The sequence below is a fragment of the Streptomyces lunalinharesii genome, assembly GCF_039532155.1.
GTDB lineage: Bacteria > Actinomycetota > Actinomycetes > Streptomycetales > Streptomycetaceae > Streptomyces > Streptomyces lunalinharesii.
This window is the reverse complement of the sequence record NZ_BAAARK010000001.1, coordinates 296,558-319,743: the sequence shown is the minus strand read 5'-3', so window position 1 is coordinate 319,743 and position 23,186 is coordinate 296,558. Positions and strand designations below refer to the sequence as shown.

The 23,186-nt window shown below is 70.0% G+C and carries 22 protein-coding genes; 13 read left to right on the top strand and 9 right to left on the bottom strand.

The window, feature by feature from the left end:
- Window positions 1-5: 5 nt before the first annotated feature.
- The 6 genes from ABD385_RS01500 to ABD385_RS01475 form a co-directional block, all read right to left on the bottom strand.
- Window positions 6-1,184: an NAD(P)-binding domain-containing protein gene (locus ABD385_RS01500; protein WP_344572990.1), complete on the bottom strand. Its 1,179-nt coding sequence runs from the start codon at window positions 1,182-1,184 to the stop codon at window positions 6-8.
- A gap of 66 nt (window positions 1,185-1,250) precedes the next feature.
- Complete coding sequence (locus tag ABD385_RS01495; RefSeq protein ID WP_344572989.1) at window positions 1,251-2,456, bottom strand: LLM class flavin-dependent oxidoreductase; 1,206 nt, start codon at window positions 2,454-2,456, stop codon at window positions 1,251-1,253.
- Window position 2,457: 1 nt separating this feature from the next.
- On the bottom strand, window positions 2,458-3,534 hold the full coding sequence (locus tag ABD385_RS01490; RefSeq protein WP_344572988.1) for an ABC transporter substrate-binding protein: 1,077 nt from the start codon (window positions 3,532-3,534) through the stop codon (window positions 2,458-2,460).
- A gap of 164 nt (window positions 3,535-3,698) precedes the next feature.
- Window positions 3,699-4,595: an ABC transporter ATP-binding protein gene (locus ABD385_RS01485; protein WP_425585327.1), complete on the bottom strand. Its 897-nt coding sequence runs from the start codon at window positions 4,593-4,595 to the stop codon at window positions 3,699-3,701.
- Window positions 4,568-5,419 carry an ABC transporter permease gene (locus ABD385_RS01480; RefSeq protein ID WP_344572986.1) on the bottom strand — a complete coding sequence of 284 codons (852 nt, stop codon included), beginning with the start codon at window positions 5,417-5,419 and terminating at the stop codon, window positions 4,568-4,570. The genes ABD385_RS01485 and ABD385_RS01480 overlap by 28 nt, the downstream gene beginning before the upstream one ends.
- Before the next feature lie 155 nt (window positions 5,420-5,574).
- A complete protein-coding gene (locus ABD385_RS01475) occupies window positions 5,575-5,667 on the bottom strand; it encodes a putative leader peptide (protein ID WP_317623392.1) in 93 nt (30 codons plus the stop codon).
- A gap of 181 nt (window positions 5,668-5,848) precedes the next feature.
- Between ABD385_RS01475 and ABD385_RS01470 the strand changes: the two genes are divergently transcribed.
- Together ABD385_RS01470 and ABD385_RS01465 are read left to right on the top strand one after the other, a co-directional pair.
- Entirely contained in the window at window positions 5,849-6,271 is a 423-nt protein-coding gene (locus tag ABD385_RS01470) for a YjbQ family protein (RefSeq protein ID WP_344572985.1), read from the top strand.
- Window positions 6,268-6,546: a hypothetical protein gene (locus ABD385_RS01465; protein ID WP_344572983.1), complete on the top strand. Its 279-nt coding sequence runs from the start codon at window positions 6,268-6,270 to the stop codon at window positions 6,544-6,546. Before ABD385_RS01470 ends, ABD385_RS01465 begins: the two co-directional genes overlap by 4 nt.
- Window positions 6,547-6,652: 106 nt before the next feature.
- Here the strand turns inward: ABD385_RS01465 and ABD385_RS01460 are convergent, their stop codons facing one another.
- Entirely contained in the window at window positions 6,653-8,554 is a 1,902-nt protein-coding gene (locus ABD385_RS01460) for a serine/threonine-protein kinase (protein ID WP_344572982.1), read from the bottom strand.
- Window positions 8,555-8,852: 298 nt separating this feature from the next.
- On the opposite strand from ABD385_RS01460, the gene ABD385_RS01455 reads away from it, so the two are divergent.
- Window positions 8,853-9,371, top strand: coding sequence for a DinB family protein (locus ABD385_RS01455; protein WP_344572981.1), 519 nt, complete (start codon window positions 8,853-8,855; stop codon window positions 9,369-9,371).
- 147 nt (window positions 9,372-9,518) lie between these two features.
- Here ABD385_RS01455 and ABD385_RS01450 read toward each other — a convergent pair whose 3' ends face one another.
- On the bottom strand, window positions 9,519-10,361 hold the full coding sequence (locus tag ABD385_RS01450; RefSeq protein ID WP_344572980.1) for an NAD(P)H-binding protein: 843 nt from the start codon (window positions 10,359-10,361) through the stop codon (window positions 9,519-9,521).
- Between the two features lie 77 nt (window positions 10,362-10,438).
- Between ABD385_RS01450 and ABD385_RS01445 the strand changes: the two genes are divergently transcribed.
- Complete coding sequence (locus ABD385_RS01445) at window positions 10,439-11,179, top strand: AraC family transcriptional regulator (protein ID WP_344573482.1); 741 nt, start codon at window positions 10,439-10,441, stop codon at window positions 11,177-11,179.
- A gap of 88 nt (window positions 11,180-11,267) precedes the next feature.
- Here the strand turns inward: ABD385_RS01445 and ABD385_RS01440 are convergent, their stop codons facing one another.
- Entirely contained in the window at window positions 11,268-11,447 is a 180-nt protein-coding gene (locus ABD385_RS01440; RefSeq protein WP_344572979.1) for a hypothetical protein, read from the bottom strand.
- Window positions 11,448-12,562: 1,115 nt separating this feature from the next.
- On the opposite strand from ABD385_RS01440, the gene ABD385_RS01435 reads away from it, so the two are divergent.
- The 9 genes from ABD385_RS01435 (at window position 12,563) to ABD385_RS01395 (ending at window position 23,145) form a co-directional block, all read left to right on the top strand.
- Window positions 12,563-13,318 (top strand): Crp/Fnr family transcriptional regulator, encoded by a 756-nt coding sequence (locus ABD385_RS01435; protein WP_344572978.1) that lies wholly within the window; start codon window positions 12,563-12,565, stop codon window positions 13,316-13,318.
- A gap of 130 nt (window positions 13,319-13,448) precedes the next feature.
- A complete protein-coding gene (locus tag ABD385_RS01430; protein WP_344572977.1) occupies window positions 13,449-14,306 on the top strand; it encodes a hypothetical protein in 858 nt (285 codons plus the stop codon).
- On the top strand, window positions 14,303-16,408 hold the full coding sequence (locus ABD385_RS01425) for a hypothetical protein (protein ID WP_344572976.1): 2,106 nt from the start codon (window positions 14,303-14,305) through the stop codon (window positions 16,406-16,408). The genes ABD385_RS01430 and ABD385_RS01425 overlap by 4 nt, the downstream gene beginning before the upstream one ends.
- A gap of 70 nt (window positions 16,409-16,478) precedes the next feature.
- Window positions 16,479-17,600, top strand: a complete 1,122-nt coding sequence (locus ABD385_RS01420) for a KIAA2012 family protein (RefSeq protein ID WP_344572975.1) — start codon at window positions 16,479-16,481, stop codon at window positions 17,598-17,600.
- Window positions 17,597-18,103, top strand: a complete 507-nt coding sequence (locus ABD385_RS01415; protein ID WP_344572974.1) for a Pycsar system effector family protein — start codon at window positions 17,597-17,599, stop codon at window positions 18,101-18,103. Before ABD385_RS01420 ends, ABD385_RS01415 begins: the two co-directional genes overlap by 4 nt.
- Before the next feature lie 70 nt (window positions 18,104-18,173).
- The gene (locus tag ABD385_RS01410) at window positions 18,174-19,373 is read left to right on the top strand and encodes a M48 family metalloprotease (RefSeq protein ID WP_344572973.1); all 1,200 of its coding nucleotides are present in this window, start codon (window positions 18,174-18,176) and stop codon (window positions 19,371-19,373) included.
- A 641-nt stretch (window positions 19,374-20,014) separates the two neighbouring features.
- Entirely contained in the window at window positions 20,015-21,229 is a 1,215-nt protein-coding gene (locus ABD385_RS01405) for a Shedu anti-phage system protein SduA domain-containing protein (RefSeq protein ID WP_344572971.1), read from the top strand.
- On the top strand, window positions 21,226-21,549 hold the full coding sequence (locus tag ABD385_RS01400; protein ID WP_344572970.1) for a hypothetical protein: 324 nt from the start codon (window positions 21,226-21,228) through the stop codon (window positions 21,547-21,549). Before ABD385_RS01405 ends, ABD385_RS01400 begins: the two co-directional genes overlap by 4 nt.
- 540 nt (window positions 21,550-22,089) lie before the next feature.
- Complete coding sequence (locus tag ABD385_RS01395; protein ID WP_344572969.1) at window positions 22,090-23,145, top strand: beta family protein; 1,056 nt, start codon at window positions 22,090-22,092, stop codon at window positions 23,143-23,145.
- Window positions 23,146-23,186 lie beyond the last annotated feature (41 nt).

Here is a 23,186-nt window from a genome sequence, read left to right as displayed (position 1 = left end):
GTAGATCACTCCCTCCCCGGCCCGGGGACCTGTCCGACAAGTTCCGGTGGCACCTCCCGGTCTTCCGCGGCCCGGGCGTCCCCGCTCCCCGCGGCGGGCCCCGCCGGTCCGGCCGGCGTTTCCGCCAGGAGCCGGCGGACCTCCCGCACCGCGGCGCGCCCCGCCCGGTTGGCGCCGACGGTGCTGGCGGACGGCCCGTAGCCGACGAGGTGCACCCGGGGGTCCCGCACCACCCGGGTCCCGGCCAGCCGGATCCCGCCGCCCGCCTCCCGCAGCCGGAGCGGCGCGAGGTGGTCGACGGCGGCCCGGAACCCGGTCGCGTAGAGCAGCACGTCGGCCGCGACGGTCCGCCCGTCGTCCCAGGCCACGCCGTCCGGGGTGAGCCGCGCGAAGAGCGGCAGCCGGTCCAGGACGCCGCTCTCCCGGGCCCGCCGGACCGCCTCGGTCATCGGCAGTCCGGTCACGCTCACCACGCTGCGCGGCGGCAGCCCCTGCCGGACCCGCTCGGCCACCAGCGCGACCGCCGCCCGCCCCTCGTCCGCGCCGAACGGCCCGGAGTGGAACTCCGGCGGCCGCCGGGTCACCCAGGTCGTCGCCGCCGCGACCGGCGCGATCTCGATCAGCTGTTGGACGGCCGAGGTGCCGCCGCCGACCACCACCACGCGGGCGCCGCGGAACTCCGCCGGACCGCGGTACTGCGCACTGTGCACCTGCCGTCCGCGGAAGTCCTGCTGGCCGGGGAAGCGCGGCCAGAACGGCCGGTCCCAGGTCCCGGTCGCGTTGATCACCGCGCGCGCCGCGTAGCCGCCCTGCGAGGTCTCCACCCGCAACCGCCCGTCGTCGCCGTCCCGGACCGCGGTGACGCTCACCGGCCGGTGCACCCGCAGCCCGAACCGTCGCTCGTAGGCCGCGAAGTACCCGCCGATCACCTCCGCCGACGGTCGTGCCGGATCGGCGTCGGTCAGCGCCATGCCGGGCAGCGCGTGCATGCCGTGCACCGCGTCGTAGGTCAGCGTCGGCCACCGGAACTGCCAGGCACCGCCCGGCTGCGGGGAGTGGTCGAGCACCACGAAGTCCCCGTCCGGCCGGTAGCCGGTGCGCCGCAGGTGGAAGGCGGCGGCCAGGCCGGCCTGACCGGCGCCGATCACCGCGACCTCGACGTCCCGCACCCCGAAGTAGTTCATGTTTCTACTAACCCGGGGTGGGGGCGGGATCTTCCCACCGCCCCCACCCCGTGCCGCCCGCGGCGCTCAGCGCCCGCCCGCCACCAGCAGCGGCGCCCCGCCGGGCGCCGAGGCCGGCCGGCCGTTCGCCGCCGGCACCCCGGCCAGCGGGGCCGGCCCGGCGTCCAGCAGCCCCCGTGCGGCGAGCTCCGGCCGGACGCCCTCGCCGAACCAGTACGCCTCCTCCAGGTGCGGGTACCCGGACAGCACGAAGTGCTCGACGCCGAGCGCGTGGTACTCCTCGATCCGGTCCGCCACCTGCGCGTGACTGCCGACCAGCGCGGTCCCCGCACCGCCCCGCACCAGACCCACGCCCGCCCACAGATTGGGCGAGATCTCCAGCGCGTCCCGGGAGCCACCGTGCAGCGCGAGCATCCGCTGCTGCCCGACCGACTCGCTCTTGCCCAGCGCCTGTTGGGCGGCGGCGACGGTGTCCGGGTCGAGGTCGTCCAGCAGCCGGTCGGCGGTGGCCCATGCCTCCTTCGCGCTGTCCCGGGAGAGGGTGTGCAACCGGATCCCGAACCGGACCGTCCGGCCCTCCCGCTCGGCCAGTTGGCGAATCCAGTCGATCTTCTGCCGCACCTGCTCCGGCGGTTCGCCCCAGGTCAGGTAGACGTCGACGTTCCGCGCGGCCACCGGTCCGGCCGCCGCCGACGACCCGCCGAAGAACACCTCCGGCAGGGGGTCCGGCGGCAGGGCCGTCAGCCCGCCCTCGACCTGGTAGTGCGCGCCGTGGAAGTCGAACGGCCGGCCGCTCCACACCCCCCGCACCACCTGGAGGAACTCGTCCGTCCTGGCGTACCGCTGGTCGTGGTCGAGGTGGTCCCCGAACCGCCGCTGTTCGGTCGAGTCCCCGCCGGTGACCACGTTCAGCAGCAGCCGCCCCCGCGAGACCCGCTGGAAGGTGGCGGCCATCTGCGCGGCCAGCACCGGCGAGATCACCCCCGGCCGGAACGCCACCAGGAACTTCAGCCGCTCGGTGACCTGCGACAGCGCCATCGTCGTCAGCCAGGCGTCCTCGCACCACGTGCCGGTCGGGGTGAGCACCGCCTCGAACCCCAACTGCTCGGCGGCCTTGGCGATCTGCGCCAGGTACTCGACGTCCGGGGCGCGCACCCCGCTCACCGGGGTGATCCGCTCCCGCCGGACGCCCCCGTCGGTGTACGCGTGCCGGTCGACGAGGGTCCGGCCGTCCCCGCCGGTCGGCAGGAACCAATGCAGGTGTACGGACATGTCAATGGGCCTTTCCGTAGGTGCGCGGCGCCGTCCCCGAGGGCGGCAGACCGCCGTTGAACCGGGGATCGACCAACTCCCCGAAGTCGAACGAGCGCGGGATCAGCCTCACCGCGGCGAACGCGTCCACGATCCGCTGCTCGGAGGCGACGGCGGCCGCGTCCACGGCCACCGGCACCGCCGTCCCCCGGGTCCGCTCGACCGCGTCCAGTGCCACCTTCGTCGGCAGACCGGTCGCCTTCGCCCACGCCTTCGCCCAGTCCGCCGGATGCTTGAACACCCAGTCCTGGGCCCGCCGCAGCCGCGCCGTGTAGTCCTTCAGCGCCCCCGACTTCGCCGGGTCGTCCAGGGCGGCGGGCGCCGCGACCTGGAAGCTCAGGCCGTTCACCAACCCCTGGCCGGAGGTGAGGATCCGCGCGCCGGACTGGTCGAGCGCCTGCGAGGTGTAGGGGTCCCACACCGCCCAGGCGTCCACCTTCCCCCGCGTGAACGCGGCCAGCGCGTCGGCCGGTTGGAGGTAGTTGAGCGTGACGTCCTTCGGGGTCAGTCCCACCGCCTTCAGCGACGCCACCAGTTGGTAGTGGGCCGAACTGCCCTGCGCCACCGCGATCGACGCGCCCTTCAGCTCCGCCGGGCTCTTCAGCGGCGAGTCCTTCTTCACCAGGATCGCCTCGCCGTCCGACCGGCTGTGCGACCCCGCGATCACCTTGATCTTCGAATGCGCGGCCCCGGCGAAGACCGGTGGCGTGTTGCCGACCGCCCCGACGTCCACCGCCCCCGCGTTGACGGCCTCCAACAGTGGTGGCCCCGAGGTGAACGTCGACCACTTGATCCTGTAGGGCAGGCCGTCCAACTCGCCCGCGGCCCGCAGCATCGCCTCCGAACCACCCTTCTGATCACCGACGTTGAGGGTCAGCGACCCCTTGCCATCGGTGTGCCCGCCCCCACCGCCCCCGGCCCCGTCGGCGCGCGAGGCGCCCCCACAGGCCGTCAGCGCCAGGCCGAGGGGCAGCGCGGCCAGCGCGAGGGCGAGCCGACGGCGTCCCGCCGCCCGACCGCCGGTGAGTGCAGGTCTCATGAGGTGTCCGTCCGTTCTTCTGGGCCGTGGTGGGAAGGGGGGAAGGGGTAGCAGGGGAGAAGGGGCGTGGGGTGACTGGGGCCGAGGTGGTGTCGGGGACGGGGCCGGGGACGGGGACGAGGGCTCGGGCCGGTCCCGCATGCGGAGCGCGCGACCGGACCGCCTCAGACGGCCACCGTCGCCCGTCCTTCCGCCACTGCGTCCGCCGCTGCAACCGCTGCTGCATCCGCCGCTCCCTCCCCGGCGCCGTCCGCGTCCGTGACGCCCAGGCGGCCGAGGAGTTGGGCGCGCAGTGCGGCACACCGCGGATCGGCGACATCCCGGGGCCGCGGCAGGTCCACCACGGTCTCGGACGCGATCCGGCCGTCCTCCATGACCAGGACGCGATCGGCCAGCAACAACGCCTCCTCCACGTCGTGCGTGACCAGCAGCACCGCGCAGCCCCGCTCCTGCCACACCTCGGACACCAGGCGTTGCGCCTTGATCCGGGTCAGTGCGTCCAGCGCGCCGAACGGCTCGTCGAGCAGCAGCAGATCCGGGTCGCGCACCAACGCCCGCGCCAACGACGCCCGCTGCGCCTCGCCCCCGGAGAGCGTCTTGGGCCAGGCATCAGCCCGGTGATCCAGCCCCACCTCCGCCAACGCCCTTTGTGCCGCAGCTCGTCCGGGACGGCCGGGAAGCCCCAGCAGAACGTTCCGCCAGACCCGCTTCCAAGGCATCAGCCGCGGTGCCTGGAACGCCACCGCCCTGCGCCGCGGGACCCACACCTCGCCCTGGATCTCCCGATCCAGCCCGGCCAACACCCGCAGCAGGGTCGACTTCCCGCACCCGCTGCGGCCAAGCAGTGCCACGAACTCGCCCGCCCGCAGCTCCAGTTGAAGCCCGTCGACGACCCGTCGCCCGTCGAACTCCCGCACCAGCCCAGCGACCTGCACGGCGAGCCGCGCACCGCCCGGGTCGTCCGCGGGCGACGGTGCATCGGTTCCGCTCCCGCTCCCGCTCCCGCTCCCGTGGGAGGTGCCTGCCTGGGTACTCACTGACCCGTGAACGTCGGTCGCCACTGCAACAACAGCCTTTCGAGGGTACGGACGAGGAAATCGGCGAGCAGCCCGAGGACCGCGTAGACCACCAGGCACACGACGATCACGTCGGTGCGGAAGAACTCCCGTGCCTGGTTCATCAGGAAGCCCAACCCGTCGTCGGCGTTGACCTGTTCACCGAAGACCAGGGCCAGCCAGGCGGTCGCCAACGCGTACCGCAACCCGGTCATGGCGCCGGGCAGCGCCCCCGGCAACACCACGTGCCGGACCAACCCCCACCGGCCCAGCCCCAGCGCGTTGCCGGCCTCCACCAACTGCGCGTCCACGCCCCGAATGCCGGCATACACGTTCAGGTACAGGTGGAAGGCCACCCCGACCGCGATCAGAGCGATCTTCGGGGCCTCCCCGATCCCCAACCAGATGATGAAGAGCGGGATCACCCCCACCCAGGGGATCGACCGCAACATCTGCACCGTCGCGTCGACCAGGTCCTCACCCAGCCGCGAAAGCCCCGAGACCAGCGCCAACGCGATCCCGACGACCGCGCCCAACAGCAGCCCCACGAGCACCCGTTGCAGCGACACCACCATCGCGGACGGCAACGTCCCGTCCGCGACCAGGCCGCCGCCCGTCCGCGCGATGTCCACCGGGGACGCCAACAGGTCCGCCGGCAGCACCCCACCGGCGCTCAACGCCTGCCACGCCACGACCAGTCCGACGGGCCCCACGGCCCGCCGCACCCACCGCGGCACCACCCACCGCCGCCCCGACACCGGCAGCACCCGGGACAGCTCCACGGCCCCGCCCGGGACCCGCCCGGCCACGGCAGCCTGCTCACCGCTCATCACACACCCCAGACACACGGGCACCGGGCGGGCACACCACGCCGCACCGGAACGCCGCGTCATCGCACGGGCATCACGGATCCGACGCCGGAGGCACCCGGCACGCACAGGAAGGAAAACTCAGCGAGAACCGCGGAACGCGAACGGAGGAAACGTCAGCAACAGCGGCCGCGACGGCAACACGCGGCGGAGGCCACCCGCAGCAGGTCGATGTGACCGCGCGTGGTGAGCAGGGCTGACGTAGACATGCCGTCGAACGTAGCGCCGCCCGCAGAGAGGGGTCAAACCCCCATCTCGGCAGCTGGACCTTTGTTGCCGCAGCATTGCCCACCCCTGGCGCCCCCCCCGTGACCCCTCACCGCCCGCGACGGGAACCCGCTCCACCCCATCCTCCCGCCCCCGTCCCTCCCCCTTTGGGAAGATCGCCGCATGGCTGCAACCTTCACGACACGAGAAATCGACGTACGCACCGGCTCCACGGAGACCGTCCACGACCTCACCGGGGAGTGCCTGTCCTTCCTACGCGACACCGCCCGGGGCCGCGACGGCCTGCTCAACGTCTTCACCCCGCACGCGACGACAGGCGTGGCCCTCCTGGAAACCGGCGCCGGCAGCGACGACGACCTCCTGGCCACCCTCCGCGACCTCCTCCCCGCGGACGACCGCTGGCACCACCGCCACGGCACCCCCGGCCACGGCCGCGACCACGTCCTCCCCGCCCTCGTCCCCCCACACGCCACCCTCCCCGTCGTCGGCGGCGAACTCGCCCTCGGCACTTGGCAGTCGGTGTGTTTGGTGGATACGAACGTGGACAATCCGGATCGGCGGGTACGGCTGAGCTTCCTGGGGTGACCCAAGACCGTCCTGGGGGTGGCTGCCGGCTCTCCCGCGTCAAGGCGGCCACCACCTCCCCCGAGCGCCAACGGGAAGGCGCCCTGGAGGCCGCCGCGTCCGTCGGGGCCCACATCATCGACTGGGCCGACGACTGGGAGGTGCCAGGCGCCACCGACCCGATGACCCCTTACCGGCACCCCACCCCATGGCGCAGCGCCTTCCACGACGATGACGCCGGGCAGGGTAACGGTTGGGGTTTTTACCGTCTGGAAGGGTGCCAAGGCGGTCCGTGACCGCGGGTGCCCGCTCCTCTTCGGCTGGATGCACGGCTCCCGGCAGCGCAGACGTCCTCTGGCATCGGTGTCTTAAGACCCCTGAAGGGGGCTTCTCGGACACTCATCAGCTCTTGCGGGTCAGGCTGACGAACCACTCTGTGGGGTCCTCCGTGCTGGGGCGCATCCACAGGTGGCCCGCCTGCTTGCCCTTCGTGTCGAGGGTGAACGCGGGGGAGCTGTCGGCGCAGCGTGGTGCGGACGAGCCGGGTTCCTGGTTGCCGGGAGCGATGAAAAGCTCTCCCTGGTACACGGCGAACGCCTCGGCCGAGTACCGGCATCGCTGCTTGGTGCTGCTCAAGCGGTTGATCTCGACCGTGTGGCGGGTGGGTTCGTAGCCGACCCGGAGCTCGACGGTGGTGCCGTCCGGTGCCATGCCGTTCCACCAGGTCCTGTACGCGTCCGGCACGCCCCCCTCGGCGTTCGCCCGCGGGTTCTGCTCGAAGATGTCGCCGCCCCACCTGAGTGTTCCGCCCAACCTGGTGAGCGTGCCAGTGGGCTGCTGTAGGCAGCCCTCCGTGCCGTGGCTGGGGGCGGTGGTCTTGAGATTGCCCGTGCCGAGCGTGAGCGACTTCGTATCGACCTTGGTGATCGCGGCATCCCAGACACACAGCGTCGAGTTGTCCATGAGGGCCACCTCGACGCTCTTCTTCGTGATCACCAGCCGGGCGTGCGACGGTCCCGTTTCCCCCGAGGCCATCAGGGGTTGGCCCAGGCCCACCCAGCGACCGTGGAACGCGCTCGGTACGGGGGTGGTCGTGGGGCCCTTCGCGTTGTCCTGCGACGAGAAGGACGCGAGCAGGCCCGCTCCCACGGCGGCGAGGAGGGCGACGGTTGCCGCGACCACGTGGCGGGCCCGGGGACGCCGTCGCTCCGGGGTGTGCGTGGCCGCGTCGTATCCCGGCCCGACTGTGGGCGCGTACGCGAGCGCGTCCGGCGGGGGTGCGGTGGGCGCGTGAACGGGTTGCGGTGCGGAGGCTGTTTGCTCGGGCTGGGGTGTGGGTGCGGGGGTTGCCTGGGCGGGCGGCGCGGTGGGGCCCGGGCCCGGCACGAGGGCCGTGTGCGGGCGCAGCGGGTCGAAGTCCAGCAACTGCGCCGCATGTCGGCCCAGTTGGCCGAGCAGAGCGCCCGGCAGCCACTCGGTGGCGTCTTGCGTGGTGGTGCGGGCGGCGACGTGTTCTGGTGTGGGGCGTTGCGCCGGGTCCTTGTGCAGGCATGCGCGTACGAGTCCGAGGAGTGGTTCCGGCAGCCCGTCCAGGTCCGGTTCCTCCTCCGCGACCCGGAACAGCTGGGCGTGCAGACCGTTGCCGGTCGCGCCGAAGGGCTGGCGTCCGGTGGCGGCGTAGGCGAGGACCGAGCCGAGGCAGAACACATCGGAGGCAGCGGTGACCTGGAGTCCGCGGACCTGCTCCGGCGACATGAATCCGGGTGAGCCGATCACCATGCCGGTGCGGGTCTGGAGGCTGTCTCCGCTGATGCTGTCCAGCGCCCGGGCGATCCCGAAGTCGATGACGCGCGGCCCGTCCACGGTGACCAGGACGTTGGACGGCTTGAGGTCGCGGTGGACGAGGCCCGCTTCGTGGATGACCTGCAGCGCGAGCGCGAGCCGGTTGGCGAGGACCCTGACCGAGTGCTCGGGCAACGGCCCGTGCCGCTCGGCCACGACGGTGTGCAGGTCGGGCCCGGGAACGTACTGCGTCGCGACCCAGGGTGTCTGCGCGTCGGTATCGGCGTCGAGGACGGCGGCTGTCCAGGCCCCGCCGACCCGTCTCGCCGCGGTGACCTCGCGCGCGAACCGCTGGCGGAACTCGTGGTGCTGGGCGAATTCGGCCTGTACGACCTTGACCGCGACGGTCCGTCCCCCGTCCGACCGGGCGAGGTAGACGAGCCCCATACCGCCGGCGCCGAGGCGGGCGATGAGGCGGTACGGGCCTATGTGGGTCGGGTCTTCGGCGCTCAAGTGGTCCACAGGAGCACGATAGACCGGGCCATCCGGTGGGCACACAGGAACCTGCCGAAGCAACAGGTGCGTCCAGCGGCCTCAGTGCACCCGGAGGAGGCAGAGCCACAGCCCCGCCCGGCTGGTTCGTCGTTCGCCGGGCTCGCCCGTGCCGGGCGAGTGGGGGCGGTGCTGCTCTTGGCCGGCCCGCGCCTGCTGCTCAGCCGTGGGGGGACACGCTCGGTGGGGCCGGGTGGTGGCCGGTCGATGGTGGCGAGGTGGTCGGCCTCCGTCGTGCTCGCGGGAGCCGTGTCGTTATCGTGCGGGCATGACAGCTTGTGTGGAATGCGGCTTCGTATACGACCTCTCTCTGGCTCCCGCGGTGTCGGAGCTCGCCAGGGGGCACATAGGCGAGTACGAGGACTTGTTGGGGGCCGGGTCGGCGGTGTTGCGGCGGCGTTCGGCGCCGGAGGTATGGTCCGCTCTTGAGTACGCCTGCCACGTGCGTGACGTGCTGCTGGCCCAGCGCGAGCGGGTGCTGGCCGCGCGACGCTGTGAAAAGCCCGTCGCCGAGCCCATGGGGCGCGATGAGCGGGTCGACCACGACGGATACGCCGAGCAGCGGCCGGCCGACGTGGCCCGTCAACTCCGCGATGCGGCACTGCTGTTCGCCAACGTTCTCGACCGACTGTCGTCCGCGGACTGGGGCCGCACACTGGTGTACACCTACCCCGACCGCGAGGAACGCTCGTTGCGCTGGCTTGCCGTGCACACGCTGCACGAACTGCGCCACCATCTGCACGACATGCGTCGCCAACTGGACTCTCGCGACGTGCGGTTGGGCTGACTGGGGGCCTTCGGCAGCGAGGTGGCCTGGCCGGGCCGCGGCCCGGCCGTCGCGCCCAGGCTGTCGGTTGCCGGTTCGTGTTCGTCCTCGGGCCGGACCGGCAACCGTCAATCCCCGCACCGCGGTGGGTCATGCTGCGTGCCTGGCTCAGTCGAACGCGGCCCGGTGGTCGTCGGCCCAGCTCGCGTAGGTGCGCGCCGTACGGCCGAGGACGGTGTGCACGTCGTCGGTGAGTCGGGCGTTTCCTCCCTCGGCGACGTGCCGTTGGCCGCGCATCGCGACCTCCGCGAACTCCGGGGTACGGCCGGCTGCGATCAGCTGCTGCTGCGCCACGTCCAGCGGCACGTCGACGATGTCGATCGGGCGGTCGAGCACCTTCCGAAGGATCTCCACCTGGTCGGGTGCGCTCAGCAACTCGGGTCCGGTCAACGTGTAGGTCCGGCCCGCATGGTCTGGCGTGGTCAGCGCCGCGACCGCGACCTCGGCGATATCGCGCGGGTCGATGACGCCTTGGGTGCCGTTCCCGGTCAGGTTGGCGATCGGCCGTCCCGCGCGGAGCATGGAGGCCCAGTGCAGGGTGTTGGTGGCGAAGCTGCTGGGTCGCAGGATCGTCCAGGCCGCCTCGCCCGCGTGCAGTGCCCGTTCGCCGGGGAGATGCCAGCCGCCGACCCTGAGCTCGGTCTGCTCGCCGGTGCCGATGGCCGAGAGTTTGACCACCTTCCTGACGCCGTGGGACCGCACGGCGTCGAGCATCGCCAGGTCGTGCCGTTCGATCCAGGGACCCGGCGCGTTCAGCAGGAAGACGGCGTCGGCCCCGGCCACCGCGCTGTCGAGGGAGTCCCGGTCGTCGAAGTCCCCCTGCACGACCTGCGCCCGCAGATGCGCGCCTGCTGGGTTGCGTGTCATCGCCCGGACCCGCTCGCCGCGCTCGGCCAGCAGCCGGACCACTTCAGTGCCGATGGTGCCCGTAGCACCCGTAACAAGGATCATGTCGAGCACTCTGCCGCCCCACTGGCTCGCGCAGATAGGAGAAATCGGCAGCCCGTAAGGTGGGCGGTGTGGACGCGATGATGCCGATGCCCGCGCTCCGGCCCTGGATCGCCGACGTGCTGCTGCTGCGGCCCGACAGCGCCCTGCCGCTGGTGCACCTGCCCGATGCCGCCACCGCGTTGGTCTACCGCAGGCTCGGCACCGGGGGTGGCGAACTGCGGGTGGTCGGCCCGCGCAGCCGTGCCTCCTACCACCCCGGCAAGGAACTGCCGCTGTGCATCCGGCTCCGACTGCGACCCGGTGCGACCCGGGCGGTGTTGGGCGTCCCGGCCAGCGAACTGCGGGATGAGGCCGTGCCGCTGACCGACGTCTGGGGCGCCCGCGCCGGCCGCCTGGAAAACCGGCTCGACGAGCTGACTGACTTGGGCCCGATCCTGCGGAGCGTCGAGGCCGCACTGTTCGAGAGCCTGCCCAACGCCACCGTCCCGAGTGATCGGTTGCTCCGCGAGGCCGTCGCGTCGCTGTCCACCACCTACGGACGGGTCGGCGCGCTCGCCCCGCGACTGTCGGTCAGCGAACGCCACCTGCGCACCCTCTTCACCGACCAGGTCGGCCTGTCGCCCAAACGCTTCGCCCGCATCCAGCGCGTCCGCAGGGTGCTGGCCGGTGCGGGCTCGGCGGGGTGGGCGCGACTCGCCTCGGATGCCGGCTACTACGACCAGTCCCACATGACGGCCGACTTCCACCACCTCATGGGAGCGTCACCAGCCGCCTTCCACGCGGGCCGCCTGCCCGCCACGACACCCTGCGCAGCATGAGGCAGCAGAGCGTCAGGTGGCCGGGGCGGTGAACGGTCACTTCGATCAAGGCCGGCGGCTGAGTGGTGGAGGCCCGGCGGGGCTGTAGCTACCGCACGGACGAGGAAGCGGTCAAGAATGTCCCCCCGGGCTGGTGGAGGGGTGCGAGCCGGGGGTGGTGCCCGGGGTGGACGTGCACGTTGCGGCAGGCCAGGCAGAGCAGGAAGTCCGCGCCGCAGTCGCCGTCCCAGGCGGGCCAGGGGCTGGTCGTCTCGTCCGCGCAGTCCACGGTCGCGGTCTCCTGGTGGCCGGGTCCGGATCCTTCGTCAGGTGGCCGTCGAAGGTGGCTGCCTGGGCCAGTTCCAAGGCCTCGCGGGCGCCGTCCCTTTGGCGGGCGGCCCTGCTGGCCGGCGCGGGCCGTCACCAGCAGGTCCGTGCCTGGGGCCAGTTGGGCGGCCAGAGCTCAGCCGTGGGCGGTCGCCTCCAGTGCCTGGGTGATCAACGGTCCGGGATCCGGCACCCACACCAATCGCCACTCGCTCACAACAGGTCTCCCCTGGCGCTTGAACTCGCTCAATCATCAGGGAAGCGGTGTACTGCGACGCGGCGTGCCGTCCAAAGGCATACCGTCGCCGGGTCGCCAACCGCTCAGCGGAAGCGAGCGCCGCTCGCGCGACGGACCCGGTCGCGGAACTGCTGACGGCGTTGGAGCCCTACGGCGTCCGGCTCGACAGGGGGCTTTCCCAGGACGGCCGCCGACTCCGGAACGCCCTCCACGCCCTACCTCCGGCCTAATGTCCCGCACGCACACGCGTAACACCTACGTCTGTACCACCGGTTGGGCCGCCTCACCACTGCTCACGGCGCTTCGAGTTCGCCTTCCCGGGTCTCAGCAGGAACCAGGGCGAGGGTTGGTCCGGACGGGCTTGTCCCTTCGGCCTCGGCGCGAGCTCGGACGGTCGGTCCTGGCTCGCTCGCGTTCCCATCGGGCCGGCTCCCAGTTGGTCTCTGGCCGGGCAGGACTTCGTCGACGACCACCACCAGCCGGATGGCCATCGGCCAGGTGGTTGGTCCTGTGCTAGGGATCCCCTTGGCTGCGATCTCCGCTACCGTGGGGTTGCCTTAACGGAGCTTCGCGGATACGAACGTGGACAATCCGTATCGGCGGGTGCGGTTGAGTTTTCTGGGGCGATCACGGGCAGGTTCCTGGAGGGTCTGGTCCGGGTGCCGGCTCTCGTGCGCTTTCGGGAGCCACGGTTGGGGGCAGGACGTCGCCGTGCCGGTTTGCTCGGTGAGGCTGACGCCGACGGTGTCCAGTGCATACGCCTTGGGCCGGATGCGCAGGGTGTGAAAGGAAGACTTCGCTGAAGTACCGTGGGGTGACGTGGCTTTGGGGGAGTGCGGGTGGAGACCGACGGGATGGTCAACCCTTTGTCGGGGCAGCCGAAACCAGCGGCCGTCTCCGGGGCGTCGTCACGAGCCAGCAGGCTCGACGACCAAGTTCCGTTCCTGGCCCGGTTGGAGCACCAGGAGCGGGTCGCGCTGCTGGAACTGGGTCAGCCCATGAAGTACAGCCCGCGGTCCGTCCTGGTACATCAGGACGAGCCGTCCACCCACGTGATAATCATCCTCGCCGGCTGGACCAAGGTCATCCACTCCGCGGCCAACGGCTACGAAGGCCTGCTCGCCCTGCGAGGGCCGGGCGACATCGTCGGTGAGGGCTCCGCGGTCAGCGGCCGCTCGCGCTCGGCGACGGTCGCCGCACTCGGAAAAGTCGAGGCCGTCACGATCGAGCGCGGCAGATTCCTGGACCATCTTGCGGAGTTCCCGGCTACTGCCCTCCAACTGCTGAGCCTCACTGGGGACCGGACACGGGCCAGCGACCGGCGACGCGTGGAGCAAGGGGCGCTCGGGGTTCGTGAGCGCTTGTCGCTCCTGCTCCTGGAACTGTCCCGCACACATGGGGTGCAGGACGCGGAGGGGGTGCGTCTGACCACCGGTCTCAGCCAGCACGAGCTGGCAGGCGCCGTCGGAGCCTCCCGCGAGGCGGTGGCCAGGCTGCTGAAAGAGCTGAGGGAACGCGACATCGTCCGCACTAGCCGCAGAGGACTGGTCATCGTCCGTCCGGACCTGCTGCGCCGGATAGGGGGCGGCGCATAGCCGACGGCTGTGCACTCGGGGCGAGTTGTGTGCCATCGGCTACAGACGCTGTGTGCATCTGTTCCTTCTCCACTGTCAGACCCCCACGAGATAGTGCTCCGGACCGAGCCCGACCGTCCGAGAGGCACGTATGACTCTGGCCCTGACAGAACCCGTCAATCGCACCATTCTGCTGCTGGACATCGAAGACTTCAGCCGACGGGGCGATGTGGTGCAGGCCTGCCTGCGCCGGGAACTGCACAACGTGGTGGAGGACACCCTGGCTGACGCGGGTGTCGAGAGGAACATGCAGTACCGCGAGGACCGCGGGGACGGCCTGATCGTGCTGGTCAGCGCCGACATCCCGAAAACCGTGCTCCTCAGGGCCCTGTTGACGACCACCCCGGATGCGTTGTGCCAGTACAACCGGCTGGCATCGAGCAGTGCCCAGATGCGGCTGCGGATCGTACTGGCCGCAGGGGAAGTCGCCTTCGACCCGAAGCAGGGCACGGTTGGCGGGCTCGTCGGCCACGACCTCAACCAGTCCTGTCGGCTGCTCGATGCCGACGCCCTGCGCGAAGTGCTCGCGCAGCGGGACGCGGACTGTGTGCTGGGGGTGTCGTCCCCCGTCTACGAAGGAGTGGTCCGCCACGGACACCGCGGACTGCGCCCGGAGGAGTTCCACCACGCCGCGGTGACCGTGAAGAAGGACCGGCTCGACCTGTGGCTGCACGGTCCGCTCCCACACGGCACCACCGTCCCTGCCCCGGGACCCGCGCCCGGCCGGCGCGGCGGCAGGGGTACGCACAACGATGCCGCTGGGCAGGCTCCTGCGGCGCCTGTTCCAGTACCTGCGAGCACCGGGGCGGCCTTCGCATTCAACGGCGGGACCGTGTCCGTCGGCGGGAGCCAGGTCAACGGCGATCAGACCGGGGTCAGCGGCGGCCACGTCACCGGGGACGTCGTCATGGGCTCTGTCCGGCACGAGGGCCGGAGCGAGCAGGCATGAGCGAGCAGCCTGGTGACAAGCAGACGGACCGCTCCCAGGACGACACAGACCCGGCGGCCGACCAACAGGAGCAGACCAACGACGAGCCCACCGAGGTGGAGGACGACCGCCCGCAGGACCCCTGGGCGGCGCGGCGTGAGCTGTACGAGCACGTACCTGCCGCCGTCAGCGGCAGCCTGGTCGGCGGCGATCAGACCGGGGTCAGCGGGGGCAGCGTCGTAGGCGACGTCGTTCTCGGTACGAAGGTGGAGCACCACTACCGTTTCGGCGCCACTACCCACACCTCCGGAGACATCCCCTCGTCCGAACTCGACCAACTTACGATGGAGTTCGCCGGATATGAGGAACTCGTGCACCCCCTGTGCGACCGGCTGCGCGAGAAGCGGGTACTCGTGCTGTACGGCGCGCCCTTCACCGGCCGCCGCAGCGCCGCCCTGATGCTGCTGCGCTCCCTGGACGCCGTGCCTGTACGCGCCGTCGACCCCAACACCCTGCCGACCGCGCTGAAGGACGAGGTGAATGGCAAGTCGCACGGCTATCTTGTGAGCGACCTGGTGACGGGCAGGGAGAACCCACTGCGCGACATCGACCTGTGGGCCCTGCGGGACGCCCTTCGCGAGAAGGACGCCTATCTGGTCATCACCGTCGACCTGTTCGCGACCCTGCGCGGCGTCAACCCCGTCCCATGGGTGCCGCCGTCTCCCCAGGCCGTGCTCCGGTCACACCTGCACGCCCTTGTGGACGACCCTCAGAGGGAGCAGCAACTGCTGGCTCTGGAAATCTCCCAGGAGTTCCTCGGCCGGGACGACCACCAGTTGCGAGAGGCGGCGGCGTTCGCGACGGCACTGGCCGATCACGCGGCCGGCACGACTACTCGGGAGGAACTGGCGAACGTCGGCCCGAGGCTGGTCCGCGAGCAGGTCCGGGAGTGGTTCGGGGGCGACGAAACCCAGCTCCGGGACAAGGCGTTCCTCATCTCCCTGGCAGCGTTCGACGAAGCCGCCTACGCCCTTACCGCGGAGCTCAGCGACACCCTGTACGCGCATTTCCAGAGAACGGAGGACGGCGGGAGCGAACCCAGGGTCGGCATCTTCGGGACGTCCATCACCAAACGTCTGCGCCTGGCCCGAGCTGTCGAGTACTGGATGGAGGAACACACCGAGTGGGGCCCGGTGCGCCAGCGCGTGGCCCGCTTCCAGGAGCCCAGAGCCTCGGTCGAGGTCCTCAGCGAGGTCTGGACGAGCCACCCCTCCGCGCGGCCTGCTCTGCTCGAGTGGCTCCGGAAGCTCGCACAGGACGGCCGACCGCTGGTGCGCACCCGCGCGGCAGTGACCGCCGCGGTGCTGGCCCAGACCGACCTGCCGTCGGCGATGGCCCTGCTCATCGAGGGCTGGGCGAAGTCGAAGCTCTACCGCGACTGCCTTGTCGCCGCCAACGCCCTCGCGACGGCGCACGCCGTCGGTGCCCCGAACATCCCGTCGATCCTGCGTTCCTGGTGTGAGGAGGAGGCCGGACCACGGCTCCGCTGGACAGCCATCCGGGCCTACGCCCTGGTGGGCCCGAGGATGCCCGGCGAAGCGTTGAAGGCGCTGGCGAAAGCCGCTCGCACCGGGGATGACGAGCAGGAGGCGCAGCACATCGCCGAGTCCGCCGCGCTACTGCTGAGCGACGAATCGGCATCGGTGCGCAGCCGGGTGCTGCGGGGCCTGGTCGAACTCCTTCGGGACGGGCCTTCCGGCCGTTGCCTGGCGCTGCGCGCGTTTGTCCTGGCCTGTGCGCGCGCTGACAGCTTCCTGTTGTTGCGGTGGCACGCGGAAGCCGCCTCAACGGGCCTGGCCGAGGAGACACGGTGGCTGGTCCTGCTCTGGCAGACCGCCCTGGGGGATCTGCGGTACACAGCCGATGCGTTGAAGGCCCTGGCCGGATGGGTCCTTGAGGCGGATGGCGATCCGCAGGCCGAGCGGGAACTGGCGATGCTGCTTCCGACGCTTGTCGGATCCGATGAGGACCGTAAGCGCCTCGATCACATGCTCGGGACACTGCGCGACCGGCGAGGGAGTGGCCCGTCCCCGGTGGCCCAGCGTCTGATGGCCGTGCTGTAAGGCACCGCCTCTCGTCTGCGGCCACGGGTCGCGAAATTCCGGATCACCGTTGAGCGAGGAGAGATGAATCATGGTGGACATCCGCCGCGAGCCCGACTGGGACCAGGGAGCGGACCGGCACACCGAGTTGGTCGACCCGGTATTGACCGTGCGCCAGTTGTCTCGGTTCGACCACCGCAGGGGTTACAGCCGGATCGACAATGCGCTGCTCTTCACCACGGACAAAGGGGAGTTCGAGGTCTTCCTGCCTCCCCATCGGCCGGCGCGGGCCCTGTTCGCCACCAAGCGGTACACCGCGGTCTACGAAATCGACATGGGGGTGCACAACTGCACCGTGTTGCTGCTGCTGCCCAGTGACAACGACGCCTTCGACTTCACCGCCGAGGTGGAGCTGACCTGGCAAGTCTTCCGGCCGCAAAAGTTCGTGGCCAGCGGGGAACGGAACGTGCCCGCTCTGCTGAGGCGCCGACTGGAGCAGCTGATGTACCCGGTCACCCGTGGCTTCGCGATTGACCGGAGTGCGGATGCCGAGCACGCCGTGTGCCAGGTGCTCGCCAGTGTGGGTGAGTTGGGGGACGAAGCCGGGCTGCGCACGTCATGTGCCGTGCGGCTCAGGCTGGACGACGCGGCGATTGCCCACCGGCGGGAGCTACGCCGCATCCGGTACGCCGACGAACAACTGAGCAGGTCACACGACATGGCAATGCGGGAAGACCGGCTCATGGCGGAGCGGAATGTGGAGCGCGCCCGGCACGATCACGAATTGGTCATGCTGCAGGGGCGCCAGGACGAGGAAGCGAGGCGGCTGGAAGCGGAGAAGATCCGCTACTACGAGTACCACCTCCAGCACGGCGGCGTGACGATGTGGGCCCTGCACCTGGCGGAGCATCCGGAGGATTCACGTCTGGTGATGGAAAACCTCCAGAGGGACCAACTGAGCCTGATTCGCAGCCAGTCCGAAGTCGCTCTGCAGGTGTTGAAGGAAGGGAATCCGGAGGACTATCAGCGCGCGGGACTGAACAAACAGGCCGTGGAGATCCTGGAGGGGCTCCTCGCTCACAACCTGCCCGGTATCGCTGCTGCTCCTCCCACACCGAACTTCCTGCCTTGGACAGGGCCCACCGGGACCCCGGTGCACTTCCAGAAGCAGCAGGACGGGGCGTCCGACATCAGCGCCGAGGAGGAGCGATGAGCAACAGCGGTACGGATATCCCGTCCGCGGGAGCCCGCCTGCTTGCGGAGCTGCGCTCCGAGACGGCCCGTGCGGACAGTAAGGCGTCCCTGCTTTTAGGGGTCATGAGCATGACCGTGAGTCTGCTCGGCGGCCCGGCCGCGGCCCACGGATGGTCTTTATCGGGGCTCTCCGTCCCCGGGATCGTGCTGTTGTGGGTAGCGATGGCCGCTCTGGCCGGTGCACTGGGGTGCCTGCTCCTCGCCGTCCTGCCCCGGTACGGCACCTGCCAGTGGTCTGCGGGGAAGCCGTTGACGTACTTCGACGACATCCGCCGGGCCACGGAAGACGGTCGGCTCGCAGAAGCGCTCGCTGCCACAGAGGAAAACCAGGCCGACGGGGTACTCGAGGCGCTGGCCCAGAACAGCCGCATCGTGGGCACCAAACACTGGTGGATCCGGGCAGGCCTCGGCTCCTATTGCGCAGGAGTGGCGCTTCTGCCCATCGCGCAACTCATCGGCTGAACGCACGTCACCGGTGCGCCTCTTACCGCGTCGTCACGATCAGGACCGTACGCCCAGACAGGAAGCTCCCATGGCCACTCCTCCCGAACCGACCCACGCCGGCCGCGCCTCCCTGCCCGAACCTCCGGTCTATCCGGCTGAGGTGGCCTTTTCGTCCCCGCGCTGTCCGGACGAGACGGTTCCGCCCCCGCCGCCGTACCCGGGCAGCGCGACGCAGTACGGTGCCGCCCGCCGTGACGGCGGTCCGGTGGACGAATCCGATTCCGGCCCCGGAAAGCGTGCGCCGCACGAGGATTTCGGCCAACGCGGGCGGGTGTATCTCGCCAAGCGGCAGCGGGGCATCGATGTTACGGCCATGGTCCAACTGCTGCTGCAAGTGCCCTCGTTCCTCGCAAGCCTGGCGATCGTCGTCGTGCTCACTCAGCTTCTGCTCCCGGACGTGGTCTGGCTGGGGGGCTTGCTCTGGCTTGTTTCGGGTGCCATGGCGTTCCACCGGCCCACGGAGAGAGCCCTCGCCCGCCATCTGCTGAACCTCCGTCATCCCACGCCACGGGAACTGAGCCGGCTGGAACCTCTGTGGCGGGCAGTGACCGCCCGGACAGGTGTCGAGGGGCGCGCATACGAGCTGTGGATCGAGGACAGCGATGACCTGAACGCACTGGCCGCGGCAGGCCACATCGTGGGCGTTACCAGGTTTTCGCTGGACCATCTGTCCGATGGCCAGCTTGCCGCGGTACTCGCTCACGAACTGGGGCACCATGTCCGCGGCCATGCTTGGTCCTCACTCCTGGGGCAGTGGTATGGGGTTCCGGGACGTCTTGCGTGGGCTGTTGTACGGAAGGTGATCCGACTTGTCACCGCCATCGGGCATGGGCGCATGGGCTTCTGGGCGGCAGTGCTGCTGCTGGTCGCGGGTGCCGCTGTCCTGCTGGTCGCACTGGAGTACTGGTTTGTCACTCTGCCGCTGGCCGCTGCACCGTATCTGCTCGCCGCCGTGACCCGCCGGGCCGAAGTACGGGCGGATCACCATGCAGCAGTCGCCGGCTTCGGACCGATGCTCGCCGAGGTGTTGCAGATGATGCAGGCGGCGGATCCGGAAGGTGGACCCGTGACGGCTTCTGCCTTGTCCGGGTGCGGTAAAACGGCTGCGATGGGCACGGGAACCCCTGCTCGTGGCCGCAGACCGGGCGTCTTGGGAAAGCTCCTGTCCACGCACCCCGACTACCACACGCGCCTTCACCACCTCGCGCCGTATCTAAAGCAACGATGAGTTTGCCGCAAGCCGCATCCCGGGTCCGGGCCGCCGCCACTCGATCCCTCAGGCTACGCGTGTGAGGTACATGTAGTGATCGCCTCAATGGAGCTTCGCGGATACGAACGTGGACGATCCGGATCGGCGGGTGCGCCTGTCGTTCCTCGGGTAGCGGCTACTGCAGGCACGGGGTGATCTTCCGCCCCCTCGGTCCGATTGGGTGAGCGCTGCCTTCCGGGAGGTTCGCGTGGGTGTCGGAATCGCCTCGCCGGTCTTCCGGTTGTAGTGAACCGGATCGACCATGTCGGCCCGCTTGTCATCTTCCATGGTGCAGGGTCGTACGGGTTGCCCTGGGGCCCATTCCGCCCATTCCGTCTAGGCTATGGCCCGCCCTCCGCAGGGGTGTTGACGTGCATCGTCATTAGGGCCTCAGGTGAGCAGGACGGCCGGATCGACGCCTGTGCGTGCGAGAAGATTCGGATGGCTCTCGTCGGCTCAGCTGACGTCGGGACCAAGCCCTTCACTCTCAGTTGGAGCGGCGTAGGGGCGGCCGAGATAGCTGTGGAAAGTCGCGCATCTACGAAGATCTATAGGTGCCTGGCCTCCTGCTCTGACTGCGGCGACCCGTAGTTGTCAGTGCCGGCCCCTAAAGTCCCGGTATGACGATATTCCGGTCCAGTCTGGCGCTCAGGCTCATGGTCGAAGAAGCGCGAAAACTCACCGAGCACGTCGGCGTGCATGAACGGATCGACGCTGTGCTGCGCATCATGGGTGATGGCTTCGGCGGGACGTACGGCAAGGGAAGACCACTGGTGGACGCCCTGGAGGAGTCGGCCCAAGCATGCCTGCTCCATGAGGAGTTTGCGCTGGCCCAGCGCTTCCAGAGGTTCGCGGGCTACGCGGGTGGCAAACTCTTCCTCGACACCCTAGAGAACTACTACGACGCGAAGGCGCGGCAGCGGAGCGAGGAGTTCATGCGGCGGATGGCTGCCATGGGCGCCGATCGAGCCGTGTCCGCTCTGGAGGCGCTGCGTGCCGAGAACCCCGATGCGGGTGTCACCGACGCCCTCGCTCTGTTCCGTGGCATCGCCCGGTCCACCGGTCACCTGAGGATCGGAGACGGCGAGGGCGGAATCCAACTGCCCACCAAGTTCCTCAAGCGACTTCAGGAGTTCGGGCACATGGAGCTGATCCTGCGGGATCTGCCCCGGCCAGCCTCCGCTGAGACCGCCCGGATGGTGAGCGAGTTCCTGGAAGACGTGGACGCTGGAATGCTGGCCCAACTGCTGGAACTGCGAGCCAGGCGCGCGGGCCTCGCCTCCCTGCGCGTCGCAGTGGACCGTCCCGAGAGCTCTGAGGGCGCCCTCCACGCCTGCCTGACGAACCAGGAGTGGATCTTCGGTGGCGCCTTCGTGGCTGAGTTGGCCCGCCGCCAGTACGCCCCGGACACCATTCTCGACATTCCGCTACTGCGAGGGGACGGCTCCTTGCACGTGGTGGAACTCAAACGCGCCAACATCGAGAAGCTGGTCGTCCGCCCCAGCGGCCAACTCATGCTGGGTGCCCCGGTCCACCGCGCGGTCTCGCAGACGCAGAACTACCTACGCACCTTGGACGAGGGCCGTGAAGCCATCCTGGCGCGGTACGGGGTCGACACACGGAGGGCCTCCGCGACTGTGGTGATCGGGCATCCGCAGTACGTGAGTGAGGGGGTCACGTCCCAGCAGGTCGCAGACACGCTGCGGACCTACAACACGCACATGGCACGTATAGAAGTGATTACCTACGAGACCCTGCTCGAGTCTGCGGAGCGGATGTTGGCGCTCTCGTCGGCCGAGCGGACCACCGGCCGAATTGAGGGGCACACGGCATGAACGACGACTCTCCCGCGATCGAGCCGCTCCTGGCGAGACTTTGCGGTGGCGCCATCAACGGTAAGGACTACGTCGGCTACTTCATGAACGAGCACGGTGAGGAACTCGTCTTCGCCCAACGGCGTGGCGACAAGACCGCTCGGCTCTGGCACAGTGACGCGGACTGGGAGATGTTACGGGTCGGCGATCATTCGATACGGCTTGACGGAGCCATGGAAGGGCTGATCACAGTGGCCGACCTGATCATCAACCGTTCTGAGGCGACATGGCTGTCCTCCTGCCTGGCAGCCTCCCGCCATCTGCGCCCGGGGCGCGCCTGAGGCGTACAGCAACAGGTCAGGCTCCTACCGGCTCCCGGGCGCCTGACCTGGCGTTTCTCTGTCAGGGTTGCGGATTTTGAACCCACAACCTGTTCATCCCGAACGAAAACCGCGTCGATTTACGCGTGCTCGTCGACTGTCCTGACGGTTGCCTCAAAGGAACTGCGCGGATATGGACGTGGACAATCCGAACGTTCAGGCTCGTCTGACCTTCCTGGGGTGACCCGACCGCAGTCACGCGGACGGCCGCGGTTCTGACTGCGTACCCGCACTTCTCGTGGGGGCCTGCACCATCGGTCGAGTTGGTGGTGGCAGCGAGTCGGATCTCGAGGACGGCCGCAGATCACAGAGGGCGTCGCATCGTCCACACGGAGCGTCCGTTCATTGAGCCCACCGAGGGGCACAACTTGCGTCACACCGTCATCACGCACGTGAACGCATCGGCCACGTCGGCCGAAACCGCTCTCTTTTCAGATGCTTCGTGGCCAGCAGACCCTAGTGGGAGCGGATGCGCAAGGACGGTGCCGAGGGGGAGCCGCGATGTCCGGACCGCTCTATGTTCCCGTTCTGCCGGCTCGGCCGCACGTAGTCGGGGTCTGTCGGCGGCTGTGGCCTGACGTCGGGGCGGCGAGCAGACCGCTATGGAACCTGCCGCCGTTGCCGGGAACGGCCCCGGAGATGCTGGCCGCGGAAGTCGGCAAGTACGTCGGTCCGGTGAGTGCCGTGAGCCGTCGTGGCGGATGGGTCGACGCTCCCTTCGGAGAGGACGCCCAGGCCGCAGCCCTTACCGAGGCATTCCTTTCCTACTACGAGTTCGGCCAGTTGCGGCCGGTCACCGGGCCGGAGAGGGCCGAGGCGCAGCAGAGGGCGGCGGTGGAGACGGCCCGACGCTGCCTACGGGGGCTGGGTGTCCGGGTGCAGGTTGCGGGGGAGTGGGACGGTCGCCTCGGGGAGGATGTCCGGGGCCTGCTGGCCCGGACCGGTCCGGAAGTCTCCCTGGATCTGTTGCTCGACATGGGCGCGGTCCTCGACGAGCGGCCCGACGCGGGCAAGGAGGCGCTGCGCGCCCTCGACGCGCTGATGCCCTTGGCGGTCTGGCGGAGCGCTGCCCTGCTCGGAGGCGGCCTTCCCCGGGTGACCGGCGACATGTTGGTGGACGGTTCGTGTGAGGTGCCTCGAGCAGAATGGCGCATGTGGCACGAGGTCCGCGCGACGGGCCGTGCCTATGCGGCGTTCCTCGGCTACGGCGACTACGGGGTGCAGCCTCCGAGTGCCCTCGCGCAGCCCCCGGCACCCGGGAGGAAAGGCGGTCCGCCCTGGGGCGTGCTCCGCTACACCACCGAGAGCTCGTACCTCCTGTTCAAGACGCTGACCCGGGGGCCCGACCGGACCGCCGTCAACCGCAACGCGGCCCGCCGGATCACTGAACTGCCCGAGTTCCGTGGAGCGGGGGCCAGCCAGGGCGAGCAGTGGCTGAGCGCCTGCGCGAACGGTCCGCTCTCGACGAGCGAGGGGGTGGGCGGGCCAACGGAGTGGCTCAGGGCGGGAAACCTCCAGCACATGACGTACGTCGTACGGAGCTTGGCCGACGGCTGAGGGGACGTCGGGCCCGATTGCCCGGGCCCGGTCGCCTGTCA